Annotated in this window: 23 protein-coding genes; 12 read left to right on the plus strand and 11 right to left on the minus strand. The window is 65.7% G+C overall.

Annotation, left to right across the window (positions count from 1 at the left end; translation table 11 throughout):
* Positions 1-64: 64 nt before the first annotated feature.
* Together G4D83_RS01570 and G4D83_RS01575 are read left to right on the plus strand one after the other, a co-directional pair.
* Positions 65-1,201, plus strand: a complete 1,137-nt coding sequence (locus G4D83_RS01570; protein WP_163861804.1) for a sensor histidine kinase — start codon at positions 65-67, stop codon at positions 1,199-1,201.
* Entirely contained in the window at positions 1,194-2,006 is an 813-nt protein-coding gene (locus G4D83_RS01575) for a LytR/AlgR family response regulator transcription factor (RefSeq protein WP_163861807.1), read from the plus strand. Before G4D83_RS01570 ends, G4D83_RS01575 begins: the two co-directional genes overlap by 8 nt.
* A 47-nt stretch (positions 2,007-2,053) precedes the next feature.
* Here G4D83_RS01575 and G4D83_RS01580 read toward each other — a convergent pair whose 3' ends face one another.
* From G4D83_RS01580 to G4D83_RS01595, 4 genes are all read right to left on the minus strand, one after another.
* Positions 2,054-2,557, minus strand: coding sequence for a hypothetical protein (locus G4D83_RS01580; RefSeq protein WP_163861810.1), 504 nt, complete (start codon positions 2,555-2,557; stop codon positions 2,054-2,056).
* A gap of 77 nt (positions 2,558-2,634) precedes the next feature.
* Entirely contained in the window at positions 2,635-4,158 is a 1,524-nt protein-coding gene (locus G4D83_RS01585) for an MBL fold metallo-hydrolase (protein ID WP_163861813.1), read from the minus strand.
* Positions 4,159-4,264: 106 nt separating this feature from the next.
* Positions 4,265-4,951: a hypothetical protein gene (locus G4D83_RS45830; RefSeq protein WP_240356090.1), complete on the minus strand. Its 687-nt coding sequence runs from the start codon at positions 4,949-4,951 to the stop codon at positions 4,265-4,267.
* Between the two features lie 60 nt (positions 4,952-5,011).
* On the minus strand, positions 5,012-5,230 hold the full coding sequence (locus tag G4D83_RS01595) for a hypothetical protein (RefSeq protein WP_163861815.1): 219 nt from the start codon (positions 5,228-5,230) through the stop codon (positions 5,012-5,014).
* Between the two features lie 97 nt (positions 5,231-5,327).
* On the opposite strand from G4D83_RS01595, the gene G4D83_RS01600 reads away from it, so the two are divergent.
* Positions 5,328-6,002 carry an SOS response-associated peptidase gene (locus G4D83_RS01600; protein ID WP_163861816.1) on the plus strand — a complete coding sequence of 225 codons (675 nt, stop codon included), beginning with the start codon at positions 5,328-5,330 and terminating at the stop codon, positions 6,000-6,002.
* A 46-nt stretch (positions 6,003-6,048) separates the two neighbouring features.
* Here the strand turns inward: G4D83_RS01600 and G4D83_RS01605 are convergent, their stop codons facing one another.
* The 3 genes from G4D83_RS01605 to G4D83_RS01615 all read right to left on the minus strand — a co-directional run bounded on the left by G4D83_RS01605 (position 6,049) and on the right by G4D83_RS01615 (position 10,210).
* Positions 6,049-8,439 (minus strand): S8 family serine peptidase, encoded by a 2,391-nt coding sequence (locus G4D83_RS01605; RefSeq protein ID WP_163861819.1) that lies wholly within the window; start codon positions 8,437-8,439, stop codon positions 6,049-6,051.
* Complete coding sequence (locus G4D83_RS47070; RefSeq protein ID WP_338041895.1) at positions 8,436-9,407, minus strand: AAA family ATPase; 972 nt, start codon at positions 9,405-9,407, stop codon at positions 8,436-8,438. The genes G4D83_RS01605 and G4D83_RS47070 overlap by 4 nt, the downstream gene beginning before the upstream one ends.
* 377 nt (positions 9,408-9,784) lie before the next feature.
* Positions 9,785-10,210 (minus strand): DoxX family protein, encoded by a 426-nt coding sequence (locus G4D83_RS01615; RefSeq protein ID WP_338041896.1) that lies wholly within the window; start codon positions 10,208-10,210, stop codon positions 9,785-9,787.
* A gap of 142 nt (positions 10,211-10,352) precedes the next feature.
* Here G4D83_RS01615 and G4D83_RS01620 point away from each other — a divergent pair, with 142 nt between their 5' ends.
* Complete coding sequence (locus G4D83_RS01620; RefSeq protein ID WP_163861829.1) at positions 10,353-11,723, plus strand: neprosin family prolyl endopeptidase; 1,371 nt, start codon at positions 10,353-10,355, stop codon at positions 11,721-11,723.
* A 238-nt stretch (positions 11,724-11,961) separates the two neighbouring features.
* Entirely contained in the window at positions 11,962-12,276 is a 315-nt protein-coding gene (locus tag G4D83_RS01625; protein ID WP_163861831.1) for a hypothetical protein, read from the plus strand.
* A gap of 56 nt (positions 12,277-12,332) precedes the next feature.
* Here G4D83_RS01625 and G4D83_RS01630 read toward each other — a convergent pair whose 3' ends face one another.
* Together G4D83_RS01630 and G4D83_RS01635 are read right to left on the minus strand one after the other, a co-directional pair.
* A complete protein-coding gene (locus G4D83_RS01630) occupies positions 12,333-13,847 on the minus strand; it encodes an Hsp70 family protein (protein WP_163861833.1) in 1,515 nt (504 codons plus the stop codon).
* A 120-nt stretch (positions 13,848-13,967) separates the two neighbouring features.
* Positions 13,968-14,540: a helix-turn-helix domain-containing protein gene (locus G4D83_RS01635; RefSeq protein ID WP_163861836.1), complete on the minus strand. Its 573-nt coding sequence runs from the start codon at positions 14,538-14,540 to the stop codon at positions 13,968-13,970.
* 47 nt (positions 14,541-14,587) lie between these two features.
* Between G4D83_RS01635 and G4D83_RS01640 the strand changes: the two genes are divergently transcribed.
* The 3 genes from G4D83_RS01640 to G4D83_RS01650 all read left to right on the plus strand — a co-directional run bounded on the left by G4D83_RS01640 (position 14,588) and on the right by G4D83_RS01650 (position 15,939).
* The gene (locus G4D83_RS01640) at positions 14,588-15,280 is read left to right on the plus strand and encodes an AzlC family ABC transporter permease (RefSeq protein ID WP_163861839.1); all 693 of its coding nucleotides are present in this window, start codon (positions 14,588-14,590) and stop codon (positions 15,278-15,280) included.
* Positions 15,277-15,585 carry an AzlD domain-containing protein gene (locus G4D83_RS01645; protein WP_163861842.1) on the plus strand — a complete coding sequence of 103 codons (309 nt, stop codon included), beginning with the start codon at positions 15,277-15,279 and terminating at the stop codon, positions 15,583-15,585. Before G4D83_RS01640 ends, G4D83_RS01645 begins: the two co-directional genes overlap by 4 nt.
* Before the next feature lie 114 nt (positions 15,586-15,699).
* Positions 15,700-15,939 (plus strand): hypothetical protein, encoded by a 240-nt coding sequence (locus tag G4D83_RS01650; protein ID WP_163861844.1) that lies wholly within the window; start codon positions 15,700-15,702, stop codon positions 15,937-15,939.
* 53 nt (positions 15,940-15,992) lie between these two features.
* On the opposite strand, the gene G4D83_RS01655 is transcribed toward G4D83_RS01650, so the two are convergent.
* Positions 15,993-16,256, minus strand: coding sequence for a hypothetical protein (locus G4D83_RS01655; RefSeq protein WP_163861847.1), 264 nt, complete (start codon positions 16,254-16,256; stop codon positions 15,993-15,995).
* A gap of 294 nt (positions 16,257-16,550) precedes the next feature.
* Between G4D83_RS01655 and G4D83_RS01660 the strand changes: the two genes are divergently transcribed.
* Both G4D83_RS01660 and G4D83_RS01665 read left to right on the plus strand, forming a co-directional pair.
* Positions 16,551-17,957 carry a hypothetical protein gene (locus G4D83_RS01660; protein WP_163861850.1) on the plus strand — a complete coding sequence of 469 codons (1,407 nt, stop codon included), beginning with the start codon at positions 16,551-16,553 and terminating at the stop codon, positions 17,955-17,957.
* A gap of 94 nt (positions 17,958-18,051) precedes the next feature.
* Positions 18,052-18,525, plus strand: a complete 474-nt coding sequence (locus tag G4D83_RS01665; protein ID WP_240356091.1) for a hypothetical protein — start codon at positions 18,052-18,054, stop codon at positions 18,523-18,525.
* A 16-nt stretch (positions 18,526-18,541) separates the two neighbouring features.
* Here G4D83_RS01665 and G4D83_RS01670 read toward each other — a convergent pair whose 3' ends face one another.
* A complete protein-coding gene (locus G4D83_RS01670) occupies positions 18,542-20,041 on the minus strand; it encodes a sigma-54-dependent transcriptional regulator (RefSeq protein ID WP_163861856.1) in 1,500 nt (499 codons plus the stop codon).
* 220 nt (positions 20,042-20,261) lie between these two features.
* Between G4D83_RS01670 and G4D83_RS01675 the strand changes: the two genes are divergently transcribed.
* Together G4D83_RS01675 and G4D83_RS01680 are read left to right on the plus strand one after the other, a co-directional pair.
* The gene (locus tag G4D83_RS01675; RefSeq protein ID WP_163862756.1) at positions 20,262-21,014 is read left to right on the plus strand and encodes an OmpA family protein; all 753 of its coding nucleotides are present in this window, start codon (positions 20,262-20,264) and stop codon (positions 21,012-21,014) included.
* 27 nt (positions 21,015-21,041) lie between these two features.
* A complete protein-coding gene (locus G4D83_RS01680) occupies positions 21,042-21,476 on the plus strand; it encodes a chemotaxis protein CheW (RefSeq protein WP_163861859.1) in 435 nt (144 codons plus the stop codon).
* Positions 21,477-21,479 lie beyond the last annotated feature (3 nt).

Consider the following 21,479-nt stretch of genomic DNA (forward strand, 5'->3'; position numbering starts at 1 on the left):
GGGTGCGACGTCGACGTAGGTCTCTCTCCGGGGCTCCGTTAGACTCGGCGGCACCGTGACACCGATGGAAGAACAGACGACGTCCTCCACGTGGCGGCGATGGCTGACGTGGGTCGCGGTGTGGACCGCGCCGGGGGCGCTGTCGGCCCTGGAGACGTACTTCTTCAGCCAGTCGGGCCCCAGGCCCCTGGCGCCCTGGCGCGCCTTCCTGTCGCAGCTCCCGGCCTGGTACGTCTGGGTGTTCGCCACGCCGCTCGTCTTCCAGCTCGCCCGCCGTTGGCGCCTGGGGCGTCCCTTCCAGGTGCGGGCCTGGGCGGGCCACCTGCTGGCCTGTCTGGGCGTGGGGAGCCTCTTCGCGCTCGTGTACACCGTCTGCCAGCGCGCCTTCGCCCCGGGAATGAGCGGGAGTGGACTGTCCTTCGCGCCGATGCTGCTGCGCTTCTGGCTGGGTTGGTTGCCGATGATGGCGATGACCTACGCGGCGGTGGTCGGCGTGGCACAGTCGCTCGCTTCCCAGCAGAGGGCGCGAGAGAAGGAGCGTCAGGCGGCAGTGCTCGCCATCGAGCTCTCGGAGGCCCGGCTCCAGGCGCTCCAGGTCCAGCTCCATCCTCACTTCTTGTTCAACACGCTCAACGCCATCGTCGTGCTGGTGCGCGAGCAGGAGACGGACACGGCCGCGAGGATGCTCGTGCTGCTCTCGGACATCCTTCGCGGGTTGTTGCGGCAGGGCGCCACGCAGGAGGTCTCATTGCGAGAAGAGGTCGCGGTGCTGTCGCGCTACCTGGAGATTCAACAGCTTCGCTTCCAGGACCGCTTGCGTGTCGACTGGGACGTGGACGAGGCGCTCCTGGACGCGCGGGTGCCGCACCTGGTGCTCCAGCCCTTGGTGGAGAACGCCATCCGGCACGGCGTCTCCGCTCGCTCGGCGGCGGGTGTGCTGCACATTCGCGCGCGTCGCCAGGGAGCGGCGCTGGCGCTGGAGGTGGAGGACGACGGGCCGGGGCTTCCGGCGGGCTTCGACCTGGAGCGCAGCCCGGGCATCGGCCTGTCCAACACGCGGGCGCGCTTGTCGCAACTCTATGGCGACGCGGGGCGTGTCGTCGTCGCTCCACCGAGGGAAGGCGTGGGCACGGTCGCCACCGTCACGCTGCCGTTCCACTCCGTCGCCACGGTGTCCGAGGTGGGGGCCGCGCGTGGCTGAGCTGAGTGTCCTGCTGGTGGATGATGAGCCGCTGGCCCGGCGAGGGCTGCGGCAGGCGCTGAGCCGACACGTGGACATGACGGTGTGTGGCGAGTGTCGCGATGGACGCGAGGCGGTGGCCTCCATCCACGCGCTGCGGCCCCGGCTGGTGCTGCTCGACGTGCAGATGCCGGAGCTGGATGGGTTCGGCGTCGTCCGGGAGGTGGGCGCGGCGATGATGCCGGCGGTCATCTTCATCACCGCGTACGACACCTTCGCCGTCCGGGCCTTCGACATGCACGCGGTGGACTATCTGGTGAAGCCCTTCGCGGAGGAGCGCTTCGACGAGGCGCTGAATCGGGCCCGCCAGCGACTGCGCCAGGGAGAGGCGGTGGAGCTGGGGCGGAAGCTCGCCGCACTGCTGGCGGACGCGGCTCCCGCGCAGGGGATGGGGGCCACCGCTTCATTGGACCCGGTGCGTCCGGACGAGGCCCTGGACCGGTTGTTGGTGAAGGTGGGCACTCGCTCAGTGCTCGTGCCGGTGGCGGATATCGACTGGATTGGGGCCGACGACTACTGCGTCACGTTGCACGTCGGGGAGCGGGAGCATGTGCTGCGAGAGAGCCTCGCGGCGCTGGAGTCCCGGCTGGATGCGGAGCGCTTCGTGCGCATCCACCGCTCGGTCATCGTCAACGTGGAGCGCATCCGCGAGCTGCACCACGACTCGCCCACGGAGATGGTGGTGGTGCTGAGCACGGGGCAGCGGCTGCGTGTGAGCCGGGGGCGCAAGGACGTGCTGGAGCGCAGGCTCGGCCGGGCTCGCTGAGCAGGGGCGCTCAGGACGCTGGTGGAGCGGACCACGTGTGGCGCGTCTCAGCGAGACTGGGCCGGAAGCATCTCCCCTTGCAGTGTCACCAGCTCCCCGGCTGTGCGCTCTCCCAGGAGCTTCAGGCGCACCACCTCGTTGAAGCCCCGCAGCTTGAAGTACTGAATCCACAGCTCGTCCAGGGCCCACCACGTGCCATCCGCCGACACGAGGATGATGGTGAAGTCGGTGGTCGCGACCGGAGTCACGCTGTCCGAGAAGTACTTCCTGGCGTAGGGGATGGCGGATTCGTCGAACCATGACGCCGCTTCGACGGCATCGAACTTCAACTTGCGGTGTCCGAGGCCAGTCAAGGTCAACCCGCCCAGGGTATGCATCACGGCCTCGGCGATGGCGTTGAGACGAAAGCCGTAGACCTCCAGTCGTGTCGCGATGTCGGCGACATCCACGGTCCGCTCCTGGAAGACGTCGCGTGCATCCAGGAGGGTCTCGACCGTGGCATCCAGTTTCCCCATCCAGGCGGGGATGGTCAGTGAACCGCTGTTCGCCATCGTGTGCGCTCGCTCGAGGTCCGCCGCGTGGAATCAGCCCTCGACCATCTTCGCACACACGGGTGGAGTGGAGCGCGTCAGGGCGCTGGAGCGCGGGTCTTCTCCACTGCGGTAGCGAGGCGGGACCACTCGCTGGCACTCAAGTGCATCCCAAAGACCCGGGCCACCTCCAGCTTCTCGCGCGCCGCCACGTCCACTGTCTCGGAGATCTGCTGCACGTTGAAGAACGAGCCGTCCGGCAGCGGCTGCACCAGGTCACTGGTGTACAGGAGGTGATGCTCGGGGAACCAGACGAAGAGCATGCGTTCTCCCGTCTCGGTGCGCACCGGCACCAGCTCCAGACGGTTCTTCCCCGAGCCCAGCGTGGTGCGTGCGCCCACGGGCCGAATCATCGCGGAGCGAGGCGACTTCGCGAGCGCATCCGGAGTGAGGGTGCGTGGCGCCTTCAGCAGCCGCTCCACCAGCGGACGGTTGAGGTCCAGCACATGGAGAGGCACTCCGCGAGCGACGTACTCCCGCAGGCCACCGACGTGCGGCCACGCATCGCTGGTGGACACCACGGCCTTCACCTTCACGCCAGGGAAGCGCCGCTGGGCTTCGTCCAGCACCCGTGAGGAATAACCCGAGGACAGCGGCGCCTCGATGATGACCAGGCCATCCTCCTGCTGCACGAGCGCCACGTCCCAGGCGCCGGGCAGGTGCACCACGCCGGGGACCAGCTCGACGGCGGGACGGTCGGGCCGACCCAGTGGCGCGGACTCCGCCGTCGTCTTGCTCCGCGTCGCGAAACCCTTGCGCACGTCCTCCGGGATGGCGAAGTCCGCCTCGGTCAGCGTGGGGTCCAGCTCCAGCCGCGTCACCGTGAAGGAGTGATACGCGTTGCCATTGCGCTCCCATTCCCAGTGGCGCGGGTAGCGAAGGCCGCCGGACTCGAGAGACCACGACTGGAAGGACAGCCGGGTGCGCACGTCACCCCAGACGCTCCAGAAGAAGTCTCCGGGGTGCGCGTCCACGGTCTCCACCTGCGTGGGCAGTCCGGTGCGGGCATTGAGGAACAGCTTCGCCGTCGCGCGTCCCTGGTGGAACGTCACCACATGGTGGGGTACGTCCTGCAACACGGTGTCGGGAGCGGAGCGCAAATCCGTGGCCGCCAGCGCGGTGAAGAGGACCCGCTCGGGAGCGAAGTCGAGGCGCTCCTCCATGTCCTGGAGCTGCGCGGCGCCAGCGGGGTACAGCTTTCCCCCGCGCTCCATGGCGACGACTCCGTCCGCCATCACCAGCGTCACGGCCTGCCACGTGTCGAGTCCGCCCGCGCCCCGGCCCTCCGTCTGCTGTCGAAGCCGGCGCTGGCGGAGGTCTCGCACCTCCTCGAGCTGCTCGTACGAGACGAGCCAGGGGGGAGTGGGGCGCTCGGATTGCTCCAGGAGATTCCAGTGGCCGATGCCATGGATTCGCAGGCTGGAGAGGGACCGCAGCCGGGCTTCCCCGCCCATGGCCTCCAGGGCGGCTTGGACGCGGGGCCGGGCGGTGTCCTCGGCGGAGCGTGCGGTGGAGGCGAAGAGCAGGGCGACGAGCACGAGCGACAGCGAGAGTCTTCTCATGCTCGCCAGGATGTCGCCGCGCGCATCGCCCTTTCCGGGGCGTGCAGGCAATGGCATGTAACGCGCGGCGAGTGGTGGGCCTGGAGCGGCGAACGGCGGAGGGAGCTCAGTCTCCGGAGACGGCGAGCTGCCAGTCACCCGTCTTGCTGATGCCCACGCGCAGGCCGACATAGGCATCGTCGAAGGCCTCCTGCATGCCCTTCAACTCCGCGTCGGAATAGATGCCGGCGAGGGCCTTGCGGTCCTGCGGAGTCTTGAGCCCCGTGACGTGAAGCCAGGGCCAGTAGTAGATGTCCCCCTCCTTCGCGTAGGGCAGCTCCAGCACCTGGACGATGCGCGCGAGGGCGGGCTCGCCCTGGGCCTCCTGTTCCTTCCAGTAGGCCACCGCGTCGTCCCCGTCACCGAAGGAGAAGCGCACGCTCTTGCCCTTCTCGTCGACCAGCTTCGCCAGCTCCGCGTAGTCGCAGGCCCTGGCGGCGGCCATGATGCGCTCGCGCATGCTCTGCACGGCCTTGGGCGGCGGCGGGGGGCCTCCGGTGGTCGCTGGGCGCACTGGCAGGCCCATCGCCGAGCACTTCGCGGTGCTCGCATCCGAGGGCCCGGTGGCGTCCGCCATCGCTCCGGAGTCCGGGGCTCCCACGGCTTGAGCGGGGGGAGGCGCGACGGCGGGCGCCTGTGCTTCCGCGCGCGGCGCGGGAGGGCTCGCATCCGCGTCTGGGGACTGCTTGGTGGGGCGTTCCGCGCAGGCGATGAGCGAGGCGGCACAGAGGGACAGGAGTGTGAACCGGTTCATGGCCCGCCTATGTAGACCAGGGGCGGCGGACGAGGTGCCGGTTTCAGCGCGCCGCGTCGTTCAGGTGCCACCTTCTGGTGACTCGATGACGACGGCGAAGGGGTCGAAGGGCTTGTCGCTCTTCTTCTTCGTGGACGTGTTGGGCATGCCGTACTCGCCGGTGGGGTGCTCCGGGCGCACGGAGGTGTACGGGTCAATCTTCACGGGGACGCCGAACACCTTCGGATTCTTCTTCGGCTCCGACGGTCCGCCGAAGCTCGAACGGTTGTCATCGCTCATTCCCTGGAGTCTACCGCGTCGGCAGGCCGGTTGCCGCCAGGGCGGCCCTTCACGGATTGCTTGGGTCTCTCCGTGGACAGGGAGATACTCCGGGCCCATGTGCGGCCGTGTCACCGTTCGGACTTCTCCAGACCAGCTCGTGGTGGAGCTGGGGCTCGCGGGCATTCGCGCGGCGGTGGACCGCCCGCGCTTCAACCTGGCGCCCACGCAGCTGATGCCCGTGGTGCCGAACGACGGCGCGCGGATGTTGGACGCGTTCCGTTGGGGGCTCATCCCCTCGTGGGCGAAGGACGCGAGCATCGGCAACAAGCTCATCAACGCGCGAGGCGAGACGGTGGCGGAGAAGCCCAGCTTCCGCAGCGCGCTCAAGCGTCGGCGCTGTCTGGTGATGGTGGACGGCTGGTACGAGTGGAAGCAATCCACGAAGCCGAAGACGCCCTTCCTCTTCCACCGCGAGGACGGCAAGCCCCTGGCGCTCGCGGGGCTGTGGGAGGAGTGGACGGCGCCGGACACGGGTGAGGTGCTGCGCACGTGCACCATCATCACCACGGGGCCCAATGCGCTGATGGCGCCCATCCATGACCGGATGCCCGTCATCCTGTCGCCACAAGCGCAGGAGGTGTGGCTGCGTCCGGAGCCCCAGGAGGCGGCGGTGTTGTTGCCGCTGCTGGTGCCCGCCGTCGACGGCGGGATGGAGGCCTACGAAGTCTCGCGCGTGGTCAACATCCCCACGAACGACGTGCCCGCTTGCGTGGAGCGCGTGGCGGCGTAGCGGCTTTTCGAGACGAGAATAGGCCAAAGACTTGGTTGCAATGAGGCTATTTTGTTGTCACCAGTAGAGCTGTCGGGAGCGGCAAGATTGGGTTGGTTAACTGAGTCATGGTCTGTGTGAGTTTGATTTTTTGTATCTCGTCGTGTGGGGAAGTCGGTGATTCATGGTCATCAGTCAGTTCGGCCACGAATGCTACCCGTTGAGATGGGCCGATCGACACTCCAACCGGATATGCGGCCACTTCCTGGTACGAGAGTTCAACAACCCATAGGTCGTCAGATATGTCGATACCCTTTTCATCAAGGTGCACGGCGGATAGGTTGTAAGTGCGATCGAGCAGCGGAGAGTTCCGAACTCTTGCATTCTTGCTCGGCGGAAGCGCTCTCTCGTTGGGGGCGGGCCGTAGTTGAGCTGTTACTTCGCGGCAGGCCCATGTTTCCGGTGTTGCGTGGTTCACGGGTGGATCCCATGAGACTATCAGTCGAACTCGCGGTTCCTTTGCTTTGACTAGCCAAGCTTTAGGGAGAGGCAATTGTACGCGAGCAATATCTCCTGATGCTTCTAGCAGGCCTTGCCAGAAAATTAATGCGCGTTCTGCACGAGGCGTTGCGAGGACAGTCGAGTCTGGAAATCCTCTGCCTAAGCTTCTTTCAGCCAGCGCTGCTATTGGCTTGGTGTAGGTGTTTTCCCCGCGCCGTGCGGCGGTGAGAGTCATTACTGCTCGCACGAGTGCTGCGAATGGCCGCCCAGCAATCTTCTGGAGACGCTCTACAGTTAGTGCTGCTTCTCTTGCGAGCAGTGGGGCCGCGAAAGATGTGCCGGGGTGATCTTCCCACTCCCCAGTGCTTGAGCAGCACCAGACACCCCCTCCAGGAATTGATTGGTAGTTGGCGCCAACATCTCCTCCTGGTGCTGAGAACTCCGGTGCTGCTGCTTGACTGATAGGTGGACCGATGCGCGTGAATGGACTAGGCCACCCCACTGTGTTGACAATTCCAGTGGATACGGGGTGGCTCACAAAGGCGCCGCACTTGAGTGTGCTGATTCCGCTTACCCATCCACCTAGTTTCCACTGCGGATCGTCGATGTGGTCCGGATAGAGCTTCGTTGGCTGCATTCCACCCAAGGAGTTGCCTGCAGACATTATGACGACTACGTCGTTTGCGAATATGAAATTATCTAGATCTTGTGCGTAGATTAGACGCTCAGTTGTCTCTACTCGTCCGTCGTTGTGGAGAGGAGAGCCACTGAAGCTTAAATTGAATACCCGAACTTCAGGGTTGCCTGTTGTGACGGTTCCTATGGCATCAACTACGTCTTCGTCTTGAATTACGGTTTTGGCTGCTGTGCTGTGGATTGGATCGGCAACGATGACATCTACAATTGCAATATTGCCAGGAGGAGGAACACTCACTCCACTGTAGAAGTTGAGTTCGCCAAATACGATACGAGAAGCTACAAGTGATGCGTGGTCTCCGGCAACCGCGCTGGAATTTCTTCCTGTGTATCGTCCCCTAATAAAGTTTCCGAGCAGGTTGTGGTTCTGTGGAATTCCACAGTCGAGCACTCCCACCACAGGCAGATTACTCGGAGGAGTAGTCGTGAGAGGGGGCGGGGTAGAGGGGACTGCCGTTTGGGTTGATTTGGCGGTAGACTTCTTCCGTGCCCCATCTAACGCCGTCAGCATGGGTGGGTGTATTGCCTGAATAGAAGGAAACTCCTTCGTAAGTCGCTCAATCGACTTGCGACGAAGCATGGCGGAAAACCATGGCCGTCCAGAAAAACTTCGCCCGGCGCGGATTAGGGTCTCGCCCTCCGTGAGAATTGATTCTGTAATTGCCCTTAGGACTAGTTCGATGTCGATACGTGTTAGTGAGGCGTGTAGTCTAATTACTGATTCGACGGGGGTCGATTTGCTGATGTTCTCGAGCCACGAGTCGTCGACTTTCATGTGAGGCGGAACCACATCGAATCTATCTAAAGGGGCCCAGCGCGCTTGTTCACGCTCTCCTTCTTTTTCTAGAGCTGCAGTTGTTTTGAGGAGCTTCTCGACTCGTTGACTGGTGACATGCACAACTGCTTCGCCTGTTGCCGCAACGTCGACAAGATCGATTCCTAAGCGTCGAAAAATGAGGGATTCTTTTCCGGCAAACGAGGGTCGCTCATCAAACTCTCCCGTAGGGTGTTTTTTCTTGTTGTCAGAGAGTTTGGGGATGGCCAGTACTGGCGTTGCGAGGAGAAAGAGACGATCGGTAGTTGTGGGATCGAGTGATCTATCCATTGTCTGTCTTGCCGCAGTCAATGACTGGGAAAGAATTTGTCCTCGCTTAGCCCAATCGATTCGGCCGAACTTAGGTTTGCCACCGCCGCCTTCCTTCTCTGCTCGTGAGAGTTCATGCCCTTCATTGAGGAAATAGTGGCGTGCTGGCGTGGTCATGATTGTACTTTCCGCAGCAGGGTTTCGCGCTGAGTGTTGTCGATAATCCTCAGTGCGTCTGCATAGCTTTTGCTTTGAAGTGCTCTGCGGCGCGTGTTTGGGTTGAGCTTGATGTCTCTTTTGAGGGACTCGTGAGAGATGAAGCTAGTTAGGCCCTCTCGTGAGGGGGATTTGAACTCGAAGATGGTATCAAAACGTCGGAGGAGGGCGCTGTCGAGAGTTGAGGCAACGTTTGATGTTGCGACTACAAGTCCCCTGGGATTGGAGTGTTCTAGCTCTTGCATTAACGAGATGGTTACGCGATCGAGTTCACCAATGTCGCGCAGGTCCCCTCGGCTTCGCCCTAATGCGTCGATTTCATCAATAAGTAATACGCAGTTTGACGCTTCGGCGAAGCTAAAAAGTTCACGCAGGCGAGAGGCGGTTTGTCCGAGATATGCACCGACAATCGCATCGAGTCGGACAACATAGACTGGCAGCCCAAGTTCAGTCGCGATTGCTCGTGCGGCCATGCTTTTTCCGCAGCCAGGGGGCCCGTGAATTAGTAGATGGCGTCTTGGATTTAGTCCGTTTGCGAATAGTATGTCTTTGTGCCGGTGCTCGCTAATTATGGCTTCCATCCCATCTCGGAGTTTTCTGGGTAGGAAGACGCTAGAGAGCGGAGTCGGCGCATTGAGCGCGGATATCGCTGTTGATGTGAAAGGACGTTCGGTACTTGATTTGGAGAACAGATCTCCGTGAGTGGCGCTGGGCGGGTGTGTTGCTAGGCTGCTTCGTAGTTGAGATGCGAGTACATGGTGGCCACGTTCCTCTTCTGCTGCAGCGATTGCCGTGGCCGATTTTTTAGCGGCGTCCCAATTGGTTGTAGCGATGCTGTGGAATAGGCGGATAAGTTCTTGTTTATGGGACATTGTTGATTCTAGTTGATGAGGTTGAGAATGAAGATTGTTCGGTAGGCCGTCTGCCATTCGTTTGCTCTACGGTCCGCCTCAAGGAGCACCTCTTGATCGCGGGCGGAACTCGCCTGCTGCTACATGCGGTGAGTTCGTCTTCCATGAAGAAGAATCTACTCCCTGGCACTGACACAAAGTCAGGACGACGCTTACGCTTGTCTACATCGGGGGACACTGAACAGCAGGAATGGAGGGTCCTCTCGATCTTCATGTGATGCGCAGCGAAGGCTTGAACGTGCGACTGCCTGAGTCTGTGGAGGCCGAGTGAGGGGGCGTAGGTGGTACAATCACCCTGTAGCATATGAAGGTCCGGCGGCTGGGCCAAGTGCTTCGATAGAGGCAGGGCGTGGAGACGCTGTAGCAGGGTGTTGAAGCCCACAGCCCGGCGGCCTCTAGGCCTTGCGTCGCACGCGTGCGTCCAGGCTCCAGGGCCCTCCGCCGATGAGGGCCACCGCCACCATCACCGTGAGATAGAGCAGCGCCAGCTCCATGCGGCCAAACGGGTCCGCGCGGTGGCGGAACAGCGCCACCAGCATCGTGAAGCCCGCGAACAACGCGGCCGGCCGCGTGAACAGGCCCACCGCCACGAGCACCCCACCCACCAGCTCCGCCAACGACGCGCACCACGCGAAGAAGAGCGGAAAGGGAAACCCCAGCTCCGCCACGCCCGCGGCGAACCTGGACATGTCCCCGGTGACCTTCCCCAGCCCGTGTCCCAGCCCCAGTGCAATTCCAAACACAACCCGGATCAGCGTCCAGCCCAACGCCATTCTTCCCACCATGCCGTAGTCCTCCGATGTGTTGCCGCATCCTCGCATGACGAAGTCGTGGCTCGAACCGAAGGATTCCCAGTGAAGCGTTCCTTCCCTGTCCTGCTGCGAATCGCAGCGGACAAGCCACGAGGAAAAGGGGCGACATATGCGTGAGCAGCAGAGGCCGTCGTGCGTCCAGCGCCGAGGGATGCGATGGGGACTTGTGTCCTGGCTGTGTCTGGGCGCGGTGGGCTGTGGCGGAGTCGCCGGGCCCGAAGCCACCGGAGCCGAGCCTTCGTCGTCCGCGTCCGCGGGGCTGGTGGAGCGCGTGCGAGATTCAGCGGAGCTGGCGAAGATGAAGGACTACGTCGACTCGCTCTACGACGCGAAGTCCGTGGTGCACCGCTTCACCAGCAAGGGCGGTGATGGCATCGACTGCGTGCCGCTGTACGCGCAGCCCGCGCTGCGGCAGCCCGGCATGGCGCACCACCGCATCCAGTTGGCGCCGGGAACCGAGCCCGTGTCGCTCGAGCGCCTCGTCGCGTCCCCCACGGCACCCGACGTGAAGTGGCGGCCCGAGCCCGCGACGCTGGAGGGTCTGGAGACCGCGCCGGACGACCTGGACGCCACGGGCGCGCTGCGTCGCTGCCCGGAGGGCTCCGTGCCCATCGTCCGACTGACGCTCGACACGCTCAAGCGCTTCGAGTCGCTGGACGACTTCCGTCAGAAGGTCCCCGGCCACCTGCGTGGCAACGCCTCGGTGGAGACCGACAAGCTCCGCTCGCTGGGGTACGGCACGCCGTCGGTGCGCGCCGGCCCCACGGACCTGCACCAGTACGCGCACGCTTCCCAGGGCGTGGCGAACATGGGCGCCGAGGCCTTCTTCAACATCTGGAGCCCGTTCACGGAGCTGTCCAACGAGTTCAGCCTGTCGCAGATGTGGGTCGTCCGTGGCTCGGGCTCGACGCTGGAGACGGTGGAGGCCGGCTGGCAGAAGTACCGGGACCTCTACGGCGATGACCGGGCGCGCCTCTTCATCTACTTCACGCCCGACAACTACGGCAGCGGCGGTTGCTACAACCTGAGCTGCGGCGCGTTCGTCCAGGTGAACAACACCGTCACCATTGGCGGCGGCTTCAACCAGTACAGCGTCTTCAACGGCCCGCAGTACGAGTTCAAGCTGATGTGGTTCAAGGATGGCACCACCGGCGCATGGTGGCTGAAGTTCCAGGACGTCTGGGTGGGCTACTACCCGCGCACGCGCTTCGACGCCGCGGGGTTGATGGACCGGGCCGACGTCATCGACTTCGGCGGTGAAATCATCGACAACCGCAATGGCAACCTCCACACGTCCACGGACATGGGCAGCGGCTCCTACCCGGGGCAGGGCTTCTCCTTCTCGGCCTATACGCGCAACATGCTCTACGTGGACACCGCCAACACCTACCGGGAGCCCGCGTCGCTGGGCGCCTGGCGCAATGACAGCAACTGCTACGACATCATCCAGGGCAACAACCCGGGAGGCTGGGGCCGGTACTTCTACTTCGGCGGCCCTGGCTACAACGCCAACTGCATGTAGCCGCACCCCGTGACTCGGGAGGGGGGCGGGCGCCAGACGTGCCCGCTCCCCTCTCGCGGTGCTCCGTCGCAGGGAGTCGGGGCAGGGGCGCGGGCCATGGCTGGCCCAGCGCGCGCGTCGGGGGCAACTTGAAGACTGGATGGGGGCCTCCTCTCACCGTGTCGGCCGGGCGAAGAGGCTCGGGCTCGCCTGGTGGTCAGGGTGGAGCCGAGCGGGGAGCCTCCGGAACGGGAGCGCCATGCAGACCGAGAACCCAACCCTGGACCTGGACAAGGTGGACGAGGCGGTGAGTGGGCGCATCGTCGACGCGGGGCCGGACCACCTCACCATCCACGACACCGGCGCGGGAGAGGACCTCACGCTGCGCATCGACGACCGCACCACCTACGCCTGGACGGACTCCCGCAAGCGGGGGCAACTGACCGACGAGGCCCAGGTCCGGGTGGGCTTCTACATCGCCGGAGGCGTGCACACGGCCGCCGAAATCATCGTGATGGACCCGGGAGATGGCGAGTCCATCGCCGCGGAGACGCTGCCCGACCAGTACCAGTGAGCCCGCGCCGGAAGAGGCGGGTGGAGGCCTCGTTCCGGTGGTCCGCCCCTCGAGCGCTACGAAGCGCGCTTGGGGGCGCGCAGGTCGGTGATGGGCAGCGGGTGACGTGCGCCCTGGGGTGAGACGAGGGCCGCGTTGAGGACGAAGTCCTGGCCCATCCGCAGCTCCAGGGTGGTGGGCCCCTTGTGCGTGGTGCGCCAGTCCAGGTCGATGCGCACGGTGCCCAGCAGCTCGCGGTCCACCGTGGTGGTGTCGAGCGATTCGAAGAGGGCGACGGAGATGGGGCCGGGGATGAGCGGCAGCTCCAGCGTGACGGATTTGGTCGCGGGCACGGGGGTGTTGGCGGGGATGACCTCGTGCTGCGCGCCGCCGGGCACCATGATGCCAATGGGCATGGGGACCACGTCCGCCAGCCCGCTGATGCCGCGCGCCAGGTTGCGCCCGAGAATCGCCGCGCCCACCGCCACGCCCAGCTCCGGGTTGACCTCCTTCTCCGAGGACAGGCGCTTGAAGTGGGCGAAGCGCTGGCGGATGACGGGCATGCGCGTCTGGCCTCCCACCAGCACCAGCTCATCCACGTGCTCGGCCTTCAGCTTCGCGCGCTCCAGCACGTCGTCGCACGCGGACGCGGCGCGCTCGATGAGCTGGAACACCATCTCCTCCAGCTGCTTGCGCGTGAGCGTGTAGTCGAAGTCGACGAAGCCGCCGTCCTTCTGGGCGATGCAGGGCACGCGCAGCACGGTGGAGTCCTTCGCGCTGAGCAGCATCTTCGCGGACTCGGCGGCGAACACCAGCCGCTGCATCACCACCTGGTTGCCGCGCAGGTCGATGCCGTGCTGGCGCTGGAAGTCCGTCACCAGCATCTCGACGATGCGCTCGTCGAAGTTGGCGCCGCCCAGGAACGCGTCGCCGCCGGTGGCCAGCACCTTCACCACGCGGTTCTGCACCGCGAGCAGCGTGGCGTCGAACGTGCCGCCGCCCAGGTCGAACACCATCACCGTCTGCTCGGGGTTGCGCAGGTTGGCGTAGTACAGCGCCGCCGCCGTGGGCTCGTTGACGATGGCGCGCACCTGGAGCCCGCACTGCTGGGCGGCCTGTCGCACCGCCTCGCGCTGGCGGATGCTGGCGTGCGCGGGCACGGTGAGCACGCACTCGCGGAAGGGCTCTCCGGCCGCGTGGGTCGCCAGCGTGAGAATCTGCCGGATGACCAGTTGGGTGACGTCCGTCAGCGACGTCTGCTTCCCGTACATCGTCACCGCGGTGTAGCCGTCCGGGGCCTCCACCAGCTCGAAGGCGTACTTGTCCTTGTGCTGCGTCACGTACTCGGACTGGAAGCGGCGGCCGAGGAATCGCTTGGCGCCGAAGACGGTGTGGCGGGGGTCGTCGATGATTTGACGCCGCGCCGCGTGGCCGACGATGGCCTTGTCCGCCGCGTGGAACCACACCACCGAGGGCAGCGTGAAGCTCTTGTCCGTCACGGGCACCAACCGCAGCTTGCCCGCCTTGTCGAAGAAGGCCGCCGAGGTGTTGGTGGTCCCGAAGTCGATTCCGAGGATGGAGGCCGTGCTCATTCTCCTCCGAGTCTCCCATGTCCTGAGCGACGGTTCAGCTTCGGAGCGTCCTCGTTCTCCGGCCCCGCGGCGTTTTGTGCCCGCTCGCTGTCATTTCCACCTCACCGGGGGTGGGTGCCCCTACACGTGCTCCATCACCATGACGGCCACGGTGTGGGGTGCGAGCGCCTCGTAGATGTGGGGCACGTCGCCGGAGAAGGTCGCGTAGTCGCCGGGGCCCAGCTCCACGGTGGCGTCGATGGGGCCCGCGCGCAGGCGGCCCTTGCTGACGACCAGGTGCTCGACGCTGCCGGGGATGTGGGGCTGGGCGTTGCGGGAGGCGCCGGGCTCCAGGCTGATGACGTAGATATCTCTGCGTGCGCCGGGAGGACAGGCGGACAGCATGATGCCGGTGAAGTGGGCCTGCTCGGAGCGGATGGCGGCGCCCTCGCCCGCGCGGATGACGCGCACCTCGCGGGTGGGCGGGTCGACCAGGCGGCTGAAGGGCACGCCCAGGGCCACGGCCAGCGCCCACAGCGTCTCGATGCTGGGGTTGCCGCTGCCTGACTCCAGCTGCGACAGCGTGGACTTGGAGATGTTGGCGCGCCGGGCCAGCTCCGACAGCGACACGTCCGCGCGCTCGCGCTCCCGGCGCAGGGCGATGGCGATGGCATCCAGCGGGCGGGGTGGCCTGGTCGTTCGTTTTACCGGCATGGTCGTTCTTATTGACGAACGACAGGCTTCTGTCCACATTGGTGCGCATGGGAAACGTGGATCGCGCCCTCGTCCGGGATGTGGGTGCCGTGGCGCTGGCGTCCGGAGTGGTGGGCGTGTCGTTTGGCGCGCTCGCGGTGGCGGCGGGGCTGTCGGTGTGGATGGCCCTGTTCATGTCGGTGGTGGTGTTCGCGGGCGGCGCGCAGTTCGTCGCGGTGGGGATGGTGGCGGCGGGTGCCACGCCGGTGGCGGCGGTGTTCGCGGGGCTGTTGCTGAACGCGCGGCACCTGCCGTTTGGAATGGCGGTGGCGGACGTGTTGGGGAAGCGGTGGCCCACGCGGTTGTTGGGCGCGCACCTGATGGTGGATGAGTCGGTGGCCTTCGCCCTGGCGCAGCGGGAGCCGGGGCGCAAGCGCGCCGCCTATTGGTTGTGTGGCGGCATGCTGTTCGTGGCGTGGAACCTGGGCGTGGTGGTGGGCGGCTGGGCGGGACGCACGGTGGGCAACCCGGAGCTCCTGGGGCTCGACGCGGCGTTCCCCGCGAGCATGCTCGCGCTGCTGTTGCCGTCGTTGCTTCCGCCCAAGGAGGAGGACGCGTCCGAAGGGGTGAGGCTCAAGGCCACCAAGGGGCGACGGGTGGCGCTGGTGGGAGCGCTCATCGCCCTGGCGGCGACGCCGTTGTTGCCCGTGGGTGTGCCGGTGTTGCTGTCGATTCTCGCCGTGGGAGTGGCCCTGCGATGACGCTGTTGCCCATTCTGGTGCTGGCGGTGGGGACGTTCGGCTTTCGAATCGCGGGGCCGTTGTTGAGCGAGCGGCTCCAGTTGTCCGAAAGGGTGCAGGGGCTGATGTCCATGGCGACCATCGCGATGCTGGCGGCGCTCGTGGCCACGTCGACGTTGATTGTGCAGGGAGGCTTCGCGGGGTGGGCGAGGCCGGCGGGGGTGTTCGTCGGAGCGCTCCTGGCCTGGCGTCGGCTGCCCTTCATCGCGGTGGTGGTGGCGGCGGCTGTCACCGCGGCGGGACTGCGCCTGCTTGGGGTTCCGTAGCGCCGCCCTGGCGGATGCCTGTGATAGGGTTTCGCGGCCCCCGAAGCGAGGGGGCGACGAAGCAGTATCTCGAGTGGAAGGCGCCGTTCAGGTCCTTGACGCGGAGATGCTCACATGAAGAAGAAGCTGCTCGCGGTGTGCATGGTGCTGGGAATGCCCTTCGGGTTCGCGATGGGGATGATGTCGAGCCCGTCCGAAGCGGAGGCCAGTGGTGGATATGTCTGTCTCACCGAGTACTACTCGGACGACACGTACTCGCAACAGGTGGGCACCGAAGGTTGTGGTTGTTGGACGCCGTGCAAGCTCTTCGGGCAGCGGACGGAGTATGCCGTGAGGGAATGCACTCCCTGCTGAGGCTCGTGCAGGAGGGCGGCCCGCTCCGGGACAGGGAGCGGGCCGTGAGTCACTCAGGGACAGGTGCCCTGGTTGTACCGCTTGGGATAGAGCGTCAGGGCCCCGGTGTAGACAGGCGACGCGCCACACTCGCACTGCATCGTGCCGAGCACCGTCGTATAGGTCTTGTCGTAATACTTGATGATGTACTGGCTGTCGCAGATGGCCTGCGCGGACACCTCGCCCTCGGGCAAGGGGACTTCGGCTCCGCCTTCGTTTCCGCCACCGCAGCCCACGAACAGCGCCGCCGCCAGCAGTCCTCCGAGAATGCTTCGCATGCGTCCTCCAGGAACGGGTCTCAGGTGCATGTTGCACGTCGAGATTAGGTGATTGGACACTCCGCTGAAACCGTGCGTCCGATGACGCGGTGCGCGCCGGGTTTTCAAGCAACCGTGGACGAAACCTTCAGCCTGTCTAGACGATGGAGCCTCGATAGAGTCCCCCGTCATGGGCGTTGAGGGCACGTGCGCTTCACGAGGGCATCCGTCGTCATCTCAGCAGAACGGCTCGTGAGTGACGAATCAAGCAACCGAGCTGGCGCCAGATGTCGTGAGTCGTGATAGCTGCGATACATGCGAACGAACGGACGATGGCTCGGATTGACGTTGCTGACGACAACCCTCTGCCTCGCTGCCTGTGACTCGGACGATGACAACCCGGGTCCGGATGACGCGGGAGTGGGTGATGCCGGCACGCCGGACGCCGGTGGCTCGGATGCAGGGACTGACGCTGGCCCCACGGACCCAGGCCTGGAGCAGGGCGACGGCGTCTCTCGCGAGTCCACGGTGGTGGGTGGACACTCGGTGGACCGCTACACGTGGACGGACTCGCGGGGCCGCCCTCGCACGGTGTCGCTGAAGCGGCAGACGCCCGCGGGCAATGGAGGCTATGCCGTCCAGTTGACGTATCAGGTCCAGGCCGGCGCGGACTGGCGCACGGTGACGGTGGATGGCACGGGCGGCGGTGAGAGCGGCTTCGGCTACTTCGTCGGACACGAGCTGTACCGCACGTTCGACAACGGCTCGTCCGGCACCATCGCGGGGCTGCATGGAGAGGATGACTCGCCGCTGGGGTACGGCTTCGCGGTGCAGGGTTCGCACTCGGCCATCGTTCCGGGCTCCACGTCCGCCAGCCATACCTTCACGACGGCCTATCCGAAGTGGGGCACCCGCGTCGCCATGCCGGATGTGACGGCGAATACGCCCGCGGCGCTGGCGGCCCATCAGAAGTTCATGGTGCCCGTCACCCTTCGGTGGGTCTTCGAGAAGGGCACGGACTTCCCGCGCTTCGACACCCGGTTGGACCTGGGCGAGGCGGTGGCGGGGCAGCTCTCCTTCGACATGCGCGGGCCCTACGGCGTCGTGGAGTTCGCGGACTCGGACACCCAGGCCCCGCTCAGCAACGTGCAGTGGGGTGACACGCGCAATCACTTCACCACGCAGTCCCCCGTGGCGGGCTCGTTGACGACGCAGGCGGGGTGGACGTGGAACGAGCCCATCGGCGCCACGCGCAAGTATCACAGCCTGCTCGCGCGCCACTCGGGGACGGGCGTGCTGTACGAGCTGGGGCTCGTGGAGCTGAAGCTGGGCCAGGACGCGGGGCTCGTGTACGGCGGCTACAGCACCAACAACGGCTCGACGAAGGCGGCCACGGGACGGGCGCTGTTGAGCGGGGACTTCTCCGCGGGCGAGTGGCCCTTCCAGTCCGCGCAGTACAGCGGGCTCAATCCGAACACGGGCGTGACGGGGAAGAAGTTCGCGTGGGGCTCCAGCCCGTTCTACGGCTCGGCGCTCACCAGCGTGTACTTCAACAACGATTTCAGCTCGCCCATCACCGCCTTCCCCGCGAGCAAGGCGCTGCTCTACCGGACCTGCGTGGTGCTGGGCGTGTCTCCCTTCACCGACGCGAACCGGAAGTCCCTGACGCGAGGAGTGGCGGAGAGCGCGTCCCCGAGCTGCGCGACGGCCGAGCCACTCTGAGTCCGCCTGGTGGAGGCCCGTGATGTTCCGTCACGGGCCTCCGCGGGTGGGTCGATGATATGATGAGGCCATGAGGACGTTGATGGATTGGCTCATGATTCTCCTGCCATTCGCCGGGCTTGTCTTGCTCTGGGTCGTCTCGATTGCGCGAGAGAAGCAGCGTGCCGAAAAACTCTATCGGTTCATCGATGAGGGCTCGCTGAGCGAGGTCCAGTCCATGCTCTCGAAGCAGGCTTTCCCGAACCTGCGAACAGGGGTCGTCGCGAGCGCCATCGAAAGAGCCGTTGAAGCAAGACAGCCCGCTGTTCTCGATTATCTCCTGAGCTCGGACCTGAAGCTGCTGACGCCTGGTCAGAAGCTCGCTTCGTTTCTCCATGAGCAGTCGCTGCGAGGTGGCTGGAGAGCCGTTGTTCTCTGGCGGTCTCGAACCGCGCACCCATTCGAGCCCTGGAGGGATTTGAGCAAGAAGGACAAATCGAAGTTGAGGAACAGGGCCTGTCGCGGCGGTGCCGCGGAGGCTTCAACGGCCCATCTTCGCCTTGAGCTTGGACGATGGACTGTCTCCTGACCGGAGACATCGTGGGTCATGCCTCGGACGAGCCCCGCCGCAGCCCCAGCGCCTTCATCTTCTTGTAGAAGTGTCCACGCTCCAGGTCCAGCAGTCGCGCGGCCTCCGTCACGTTGTCGTGGGTATGGGCAAGCACGTACAGGATGATCTCCCGCTCGGCGTCCTCCACCTGTTCGCGGAAGGTCTTGTCGGCCCGGGGCTGGAAGCCCGCCTGGACGGGCGCTGACACCGGGGGAGGGGGCGCCACCAGGGCCGGAGCCGGCGTGCTGGCCGCCACCACCACGGCCGAATCGACGGTGGGCGGAGGCGGAGTCAGCGCCGCCGTCACTTCCACCGGAGGCGGCACGCCACCGCGCCCCCGGGGCAGCAGCTCCAGCGCGTCCGTCCGGGTGACGATGGGGCCCTCGCAGAGGATGGCCAGTCGCTCGACCAGGTTGCGCAGCTCGCGCACGTTGCCCGGATAGTCATACGCGCTCATCACCGACAGCGCGTCCGGAGACAGCGTCAGCGGGCGGCGCCCGTTCTTCGCGCACGCCTCGCGGAGGAAGGCCCCCATGAGGTCCGGCAGGTCCTCGCGCCGTTCGCGCAGGGGCGGCGAGTGAATCTGGACGACGTTGATGCGGTAATACAAATCCTCGCGGAAGCGCCCCGCGGAGATCTCCTTCTCCAGATTCTTGTTCGTCGCCGCGATGACCCGCACGTCCACCTTGAGCGTCTCGGCGCCGCCCACCCGCTCCAGCTCGCCCTCCTGCAACACGCGCAGGAGCTTGGCCTGCATGGCCGGCGGCATGTCCCCAATCTCGTCGAGGAACAGCGTGCCCTCGTGGGCCAGCTCGAACTTGCCGCGCCGCACGCTCACCGCTCCGGTGAAGGCGCCCTTCTCGTGGCCGAACAGTTCACTTTCAATCAACTCGTGAGGCACCGCCGCGCAGTTGAGCTTCACGAACGGGTTGGCCTTGCGCCGCGAGTTCTGGTGCAGCGCCCGGGCGATGAGCTCCTTGCCCGTGCCGTTCTCACCGGTAATCAGCACCCGCCCCTCCGAGGGCGCCGTGCGCTGGATGAGCGAGAAGATGCGCTGCATGGCCGGGCCGCTGCCCACCATGTCGTAGCGCCCGAGCTGCTCGCGCAGCTCCCTGAGCTCCTCCATCGCCGCCTGGTGCTTGAGCACGTTGCGCAGCGCGACGAGCAGCCGCTCCCGGGCGATGGGCTTCTCCAGGAAGTCCCTCGCGCCCAGTTGGGTCGCCTTCACCGCCGTGTCGATGGTGCCGTGCCCCGACATCATGATGACGGGCAGCTCCGGCTTGAGCTCCGTGAGCCGGGCCAGCGCCGTCAGCCCATCCATGTCCGGCATCTTCACGTCCATCAACACCGCGTCCACCGGACGCGCGCTCACCACGTCGAGCGCCACCTGGCCGCTGGCCGCCAGATGTGTCTGATACCCGGCAAGCTGTAACGACTGGCTCAGGGTCAGCAGAATGTTCTTCTCGTCATCGACGATGAGGACGGATGCGGGCATGTGGGGCGCTCCCGGCCGGGGGCCACGTCACGCGGCCGCTTCACGGGCAAGGGCCACAATCTCACGGAAATTATTTGGACATTCAAGGGTTTCGGGGCGCGGGGGGGTGTCTCGAAAGGGACAAATGCTTTGACTCACCCCTCCGACTGCGACTACACGCGACCCGAATACCCGCCCCCTGCGGGTGCTTCTTTCGTTTTCAAGATTTTCGGGAGGAATGATGCGTCGGATTTCTCTTTGGGCGGGCCTCGGCCTTGCCATGGCCGTGCTGACCGGCTGCCCCCCCAGCTACCCCAACTGCAATGACGATTCGACCTGCTCCGAGAAGGGCGAGGTCTGCGTCCAGGGCCAGTGCCAGGAGTGCGCCACCGACGCGAACTGCAAGGAGGGCTTTACGTGCCAGGGCAACAAGTGCGCGCCCAAGCCCCCCGAGTGCACGGTGGACAACCAGTGCGGTGATGGCCGCATCTGCGAGGCCGGCAAGTGCGCCGAGGCCCAGTGCAAGGACGACTCGGCGTGCCCCTCCGGTGGCAAGTGCCAGGCCGGCCGCTGCCAGGTTCCCTCGGACACCTGCGCGGCCAACTCCGACTGCGGTGAGGGTCAGGAGTGCAGCTCCGGCCGCTGCGTGACGGCCGCCGCCGACAAGTGCGACTGGAGCCCGGTGCGCTTCGGCTTCAACGAGTCCTCCCTGACCTCGGAGGCCCAGCAGCGCCTGTCCGACCTGGCCACGTGCCTGAAGACGGGCCAGCAGGGCAAGCTGACCCTGGCGGGCCACGCCGACGAGCGCGGCACCGAGGAGTACAACCTCCAGCTGTCCAACCGCCGCGCGCAGGCCGTCAAGCGCTACCTGACGGACCTGGGCGTGAAGTCCAACTCGGTGACGACGGTGGGTTACGGTGAGACCCGCCCGGCCAGCAACGCCTCTTCCGAGGACGCCTGGTCCGAGAACCGCCGCGTCGAGTTCCAGCGCTAGTTGAGGCTGGGGTAGGCTGTGCGCCACATGGCCGTCCACGAGCCGGAAGCGCGGCAGTCCTATCTCGTTTTTGCCTGCGGTAGCAGTTGGTACGCGGTACCCGCGGAGAGCGCGGCGGAGGTGGTTACCTTCCCCGAGCTGACGCGGGTACCGGGCTCCCCTGCCCACCTGTTGGGCGTGTTCGCCCACCGAGGAGAGGTCATCCCGGTGGTCGACATGGGCCTGCTGGTGGCGGGGGTGAGCCAATCCTCGCGGCGGGCCGTGCTGGTGCGGCTGCCGCGTGGCACGCTCGGCCTCACGGCGTCCACGGTGGCGGGTGTGTCCCCGGTGACGGGCGCGCTGGAGCCCCTGGGCTCCGCCGGCGTCCAGGTCCACCTGCGGGGCCCCGCCAAGAGTGGCCCCAGGGATGTGGCCGTCATCGACCCCGAAGGGCTCTTCGACCATCTCAGCCAGGGGGCTTGACCC

Source organism: Myxococcus eversor, assembly GCF_010894455.1.
GTDB classification, from domain to species: Bacteria; Myxococcota; Myxococcia; order Myxococcales; family Myxococcaceae; genus Myxococcus; species Myxococcus eversor.

Excerpts from the sequence above, each read along its gene's own strand:
- G4D83_RS01570 (WP_163861804.1), top strand. The coding sequence starts at position 65 with ATGGAAGAACAGACGACGTCCTCCACGTGGCGGCGATGGCTGACGTGG.
- G4D83_RS01580 (WP_163861810.1), bottom strand. The coding sequence starts at position 2,557 with ATGGCGAACAGCGGTTCACTGACCATCCCCGCCTGGATGGGGAAACTG.
- G4D83_RS01585 (WP_163861813.1), bottom strand. The coding sequence starts at position 4,158 with ATGAGAAGACTCTCGCTGTCGCTCGTGCTCGTCGCCCTGCTCTTCGCC.
- G4D83_RS45830 (WP_240356090.1), bottom strand. The coding sequence starts at position 4,951 with ATGAACCGGTTCACACTCCTGTCCCTCTGTGCCGCCTCGCTCATCGCC.
- G4D83_RS01595 (WP_163861815.1), bottom strand. The coding sequence starts at position 5,230 with ATGAGCGATGACAACCGTTCGAGCTTCGGCGGACCGTCGGAGCCGAAG.
- G4D83_RS01600 (WP_163861816.1), top strand. The coding sequence starts at position 5,328 with ATGTGCGGCCGTGTCACCGTTCGGACTTCTCCAGACCAGCTCGTGGTG.
- G4D83_RS01605 (WP_163861819.1), bottom strand. The coding sequence starts at position 8,439 with ATGACCACGCCAGCACGCCACTATTTCCTCAATGAAGGGCATGAACTC.
- G4D83_RS47070 (WP_338041895.1), bottom strand. The coding sequence starts at position 9,407 with ATGGCAGACGGCCTACCGAACAATCTTCATTCTCAACCTCATCAACTA.
- G4D83_RS01615 (WP_338041896.1), bottom strand. The coding sequence starts at position 10,210 with ATGCGAGGATGCGGCAACACATCGGAGGACTACGGCATGGTGGGAAGA.
- G4D83_RS01620 (WP_163861829.1), top strand. The coding sequence starts at position 10,353 with ATGCGATGGGGACTTGTGTCCTGGCTGTGTCTGGGCGCGGTGGGCTGT.
- G4D83_RS01625 (WP_163861831.1), top strand. The coding sequence starts at position 11,962 with ATGCAGACCGAGAACCCAACCCTGGACCTGGACAAGGTGGACGAGGCG.
- G4D83_RS01630 (WP_163861833.1), bottom strand. The coding sequence starts at position 13,847 with ATGAGCACGGCCTCCATCCTCGGAATCGACTTCGGGACCACCAACACC.
- G4D83_RS01635 (WP_163861836.1), bottom strand. The coding sequence starts at position 14,540 with ATGCCGGTAAAACGAACGACCAGGCCACCCCGCCCGCTGGATGCCATC.
- G4D83_RS01640 (WP_163861839.1), top strand. The coding sequence starts at position 14,588 with ATGGGAAACGTGGATCGCGCCCTCGTCCGGGATGTGGGTGCCGTGGCG.
- G4D83_RS01645 (WP_163861842.1), top strand. The coding sequence starts at position 15,277 with ATGACGCTGTTGCCCATTCTGGTGCTGGCGGTGGGGACGTTCGGCTTT.
- G4D83_RS01650 (WP_163861844.1), top strand. The coding sequence starts at position 15,700 with ATGAAGAAGAAGCTGCTCGCGGTGTGCATGGTGCTGGGAATGCCCTTC.
- G4D83_RS01655 (WP_163861847.1), bottom strand. The coding sequence starts at position 16,256 with ATGCGAAGCATTCTCGGAGGACTGCTGGCGGCGGCGCTGTTCGTGGGC.
- G4D83_RS01660 (WP_163861850.1), top strand. The coding sequence starts at position 16,551 with ATGCGAACGAACGGACGATGGCTCGGATTGACGTTGCTGACGACAACC.
- G4D83_RS01665 (WP_240356091.1), top strand. The coding sequence starts at position 18,052 with ATGATTCTCCTGCCATTCGCCGGGCTTGTCTTGCTCTGGGTCGTCTCG.
- G4D83_RS01670 (WP_163861856.1), bottom strand. The coding sequence starts at position 20,041 with ATGCCCGCATCCGTCCTCATCGTCGATGACGAGAAGAACATTCTGCTG.
- G4D83_RS01675 (WP_163862756.1), top strand. The coding sequence starts at position 20,262 with ATGCGTCGGATTTCTCTTTGGGCGGGCCTCGGCCTTGCCATGGCCGTG.
- G4D83_RS01680 (WP_163861859.1), top strand. The coding sequence starts at position 21,042 with ATGGCCGTCCACGAGCCGGAAGCGCGGCAGTCCTATCTCGTTTTTGCC.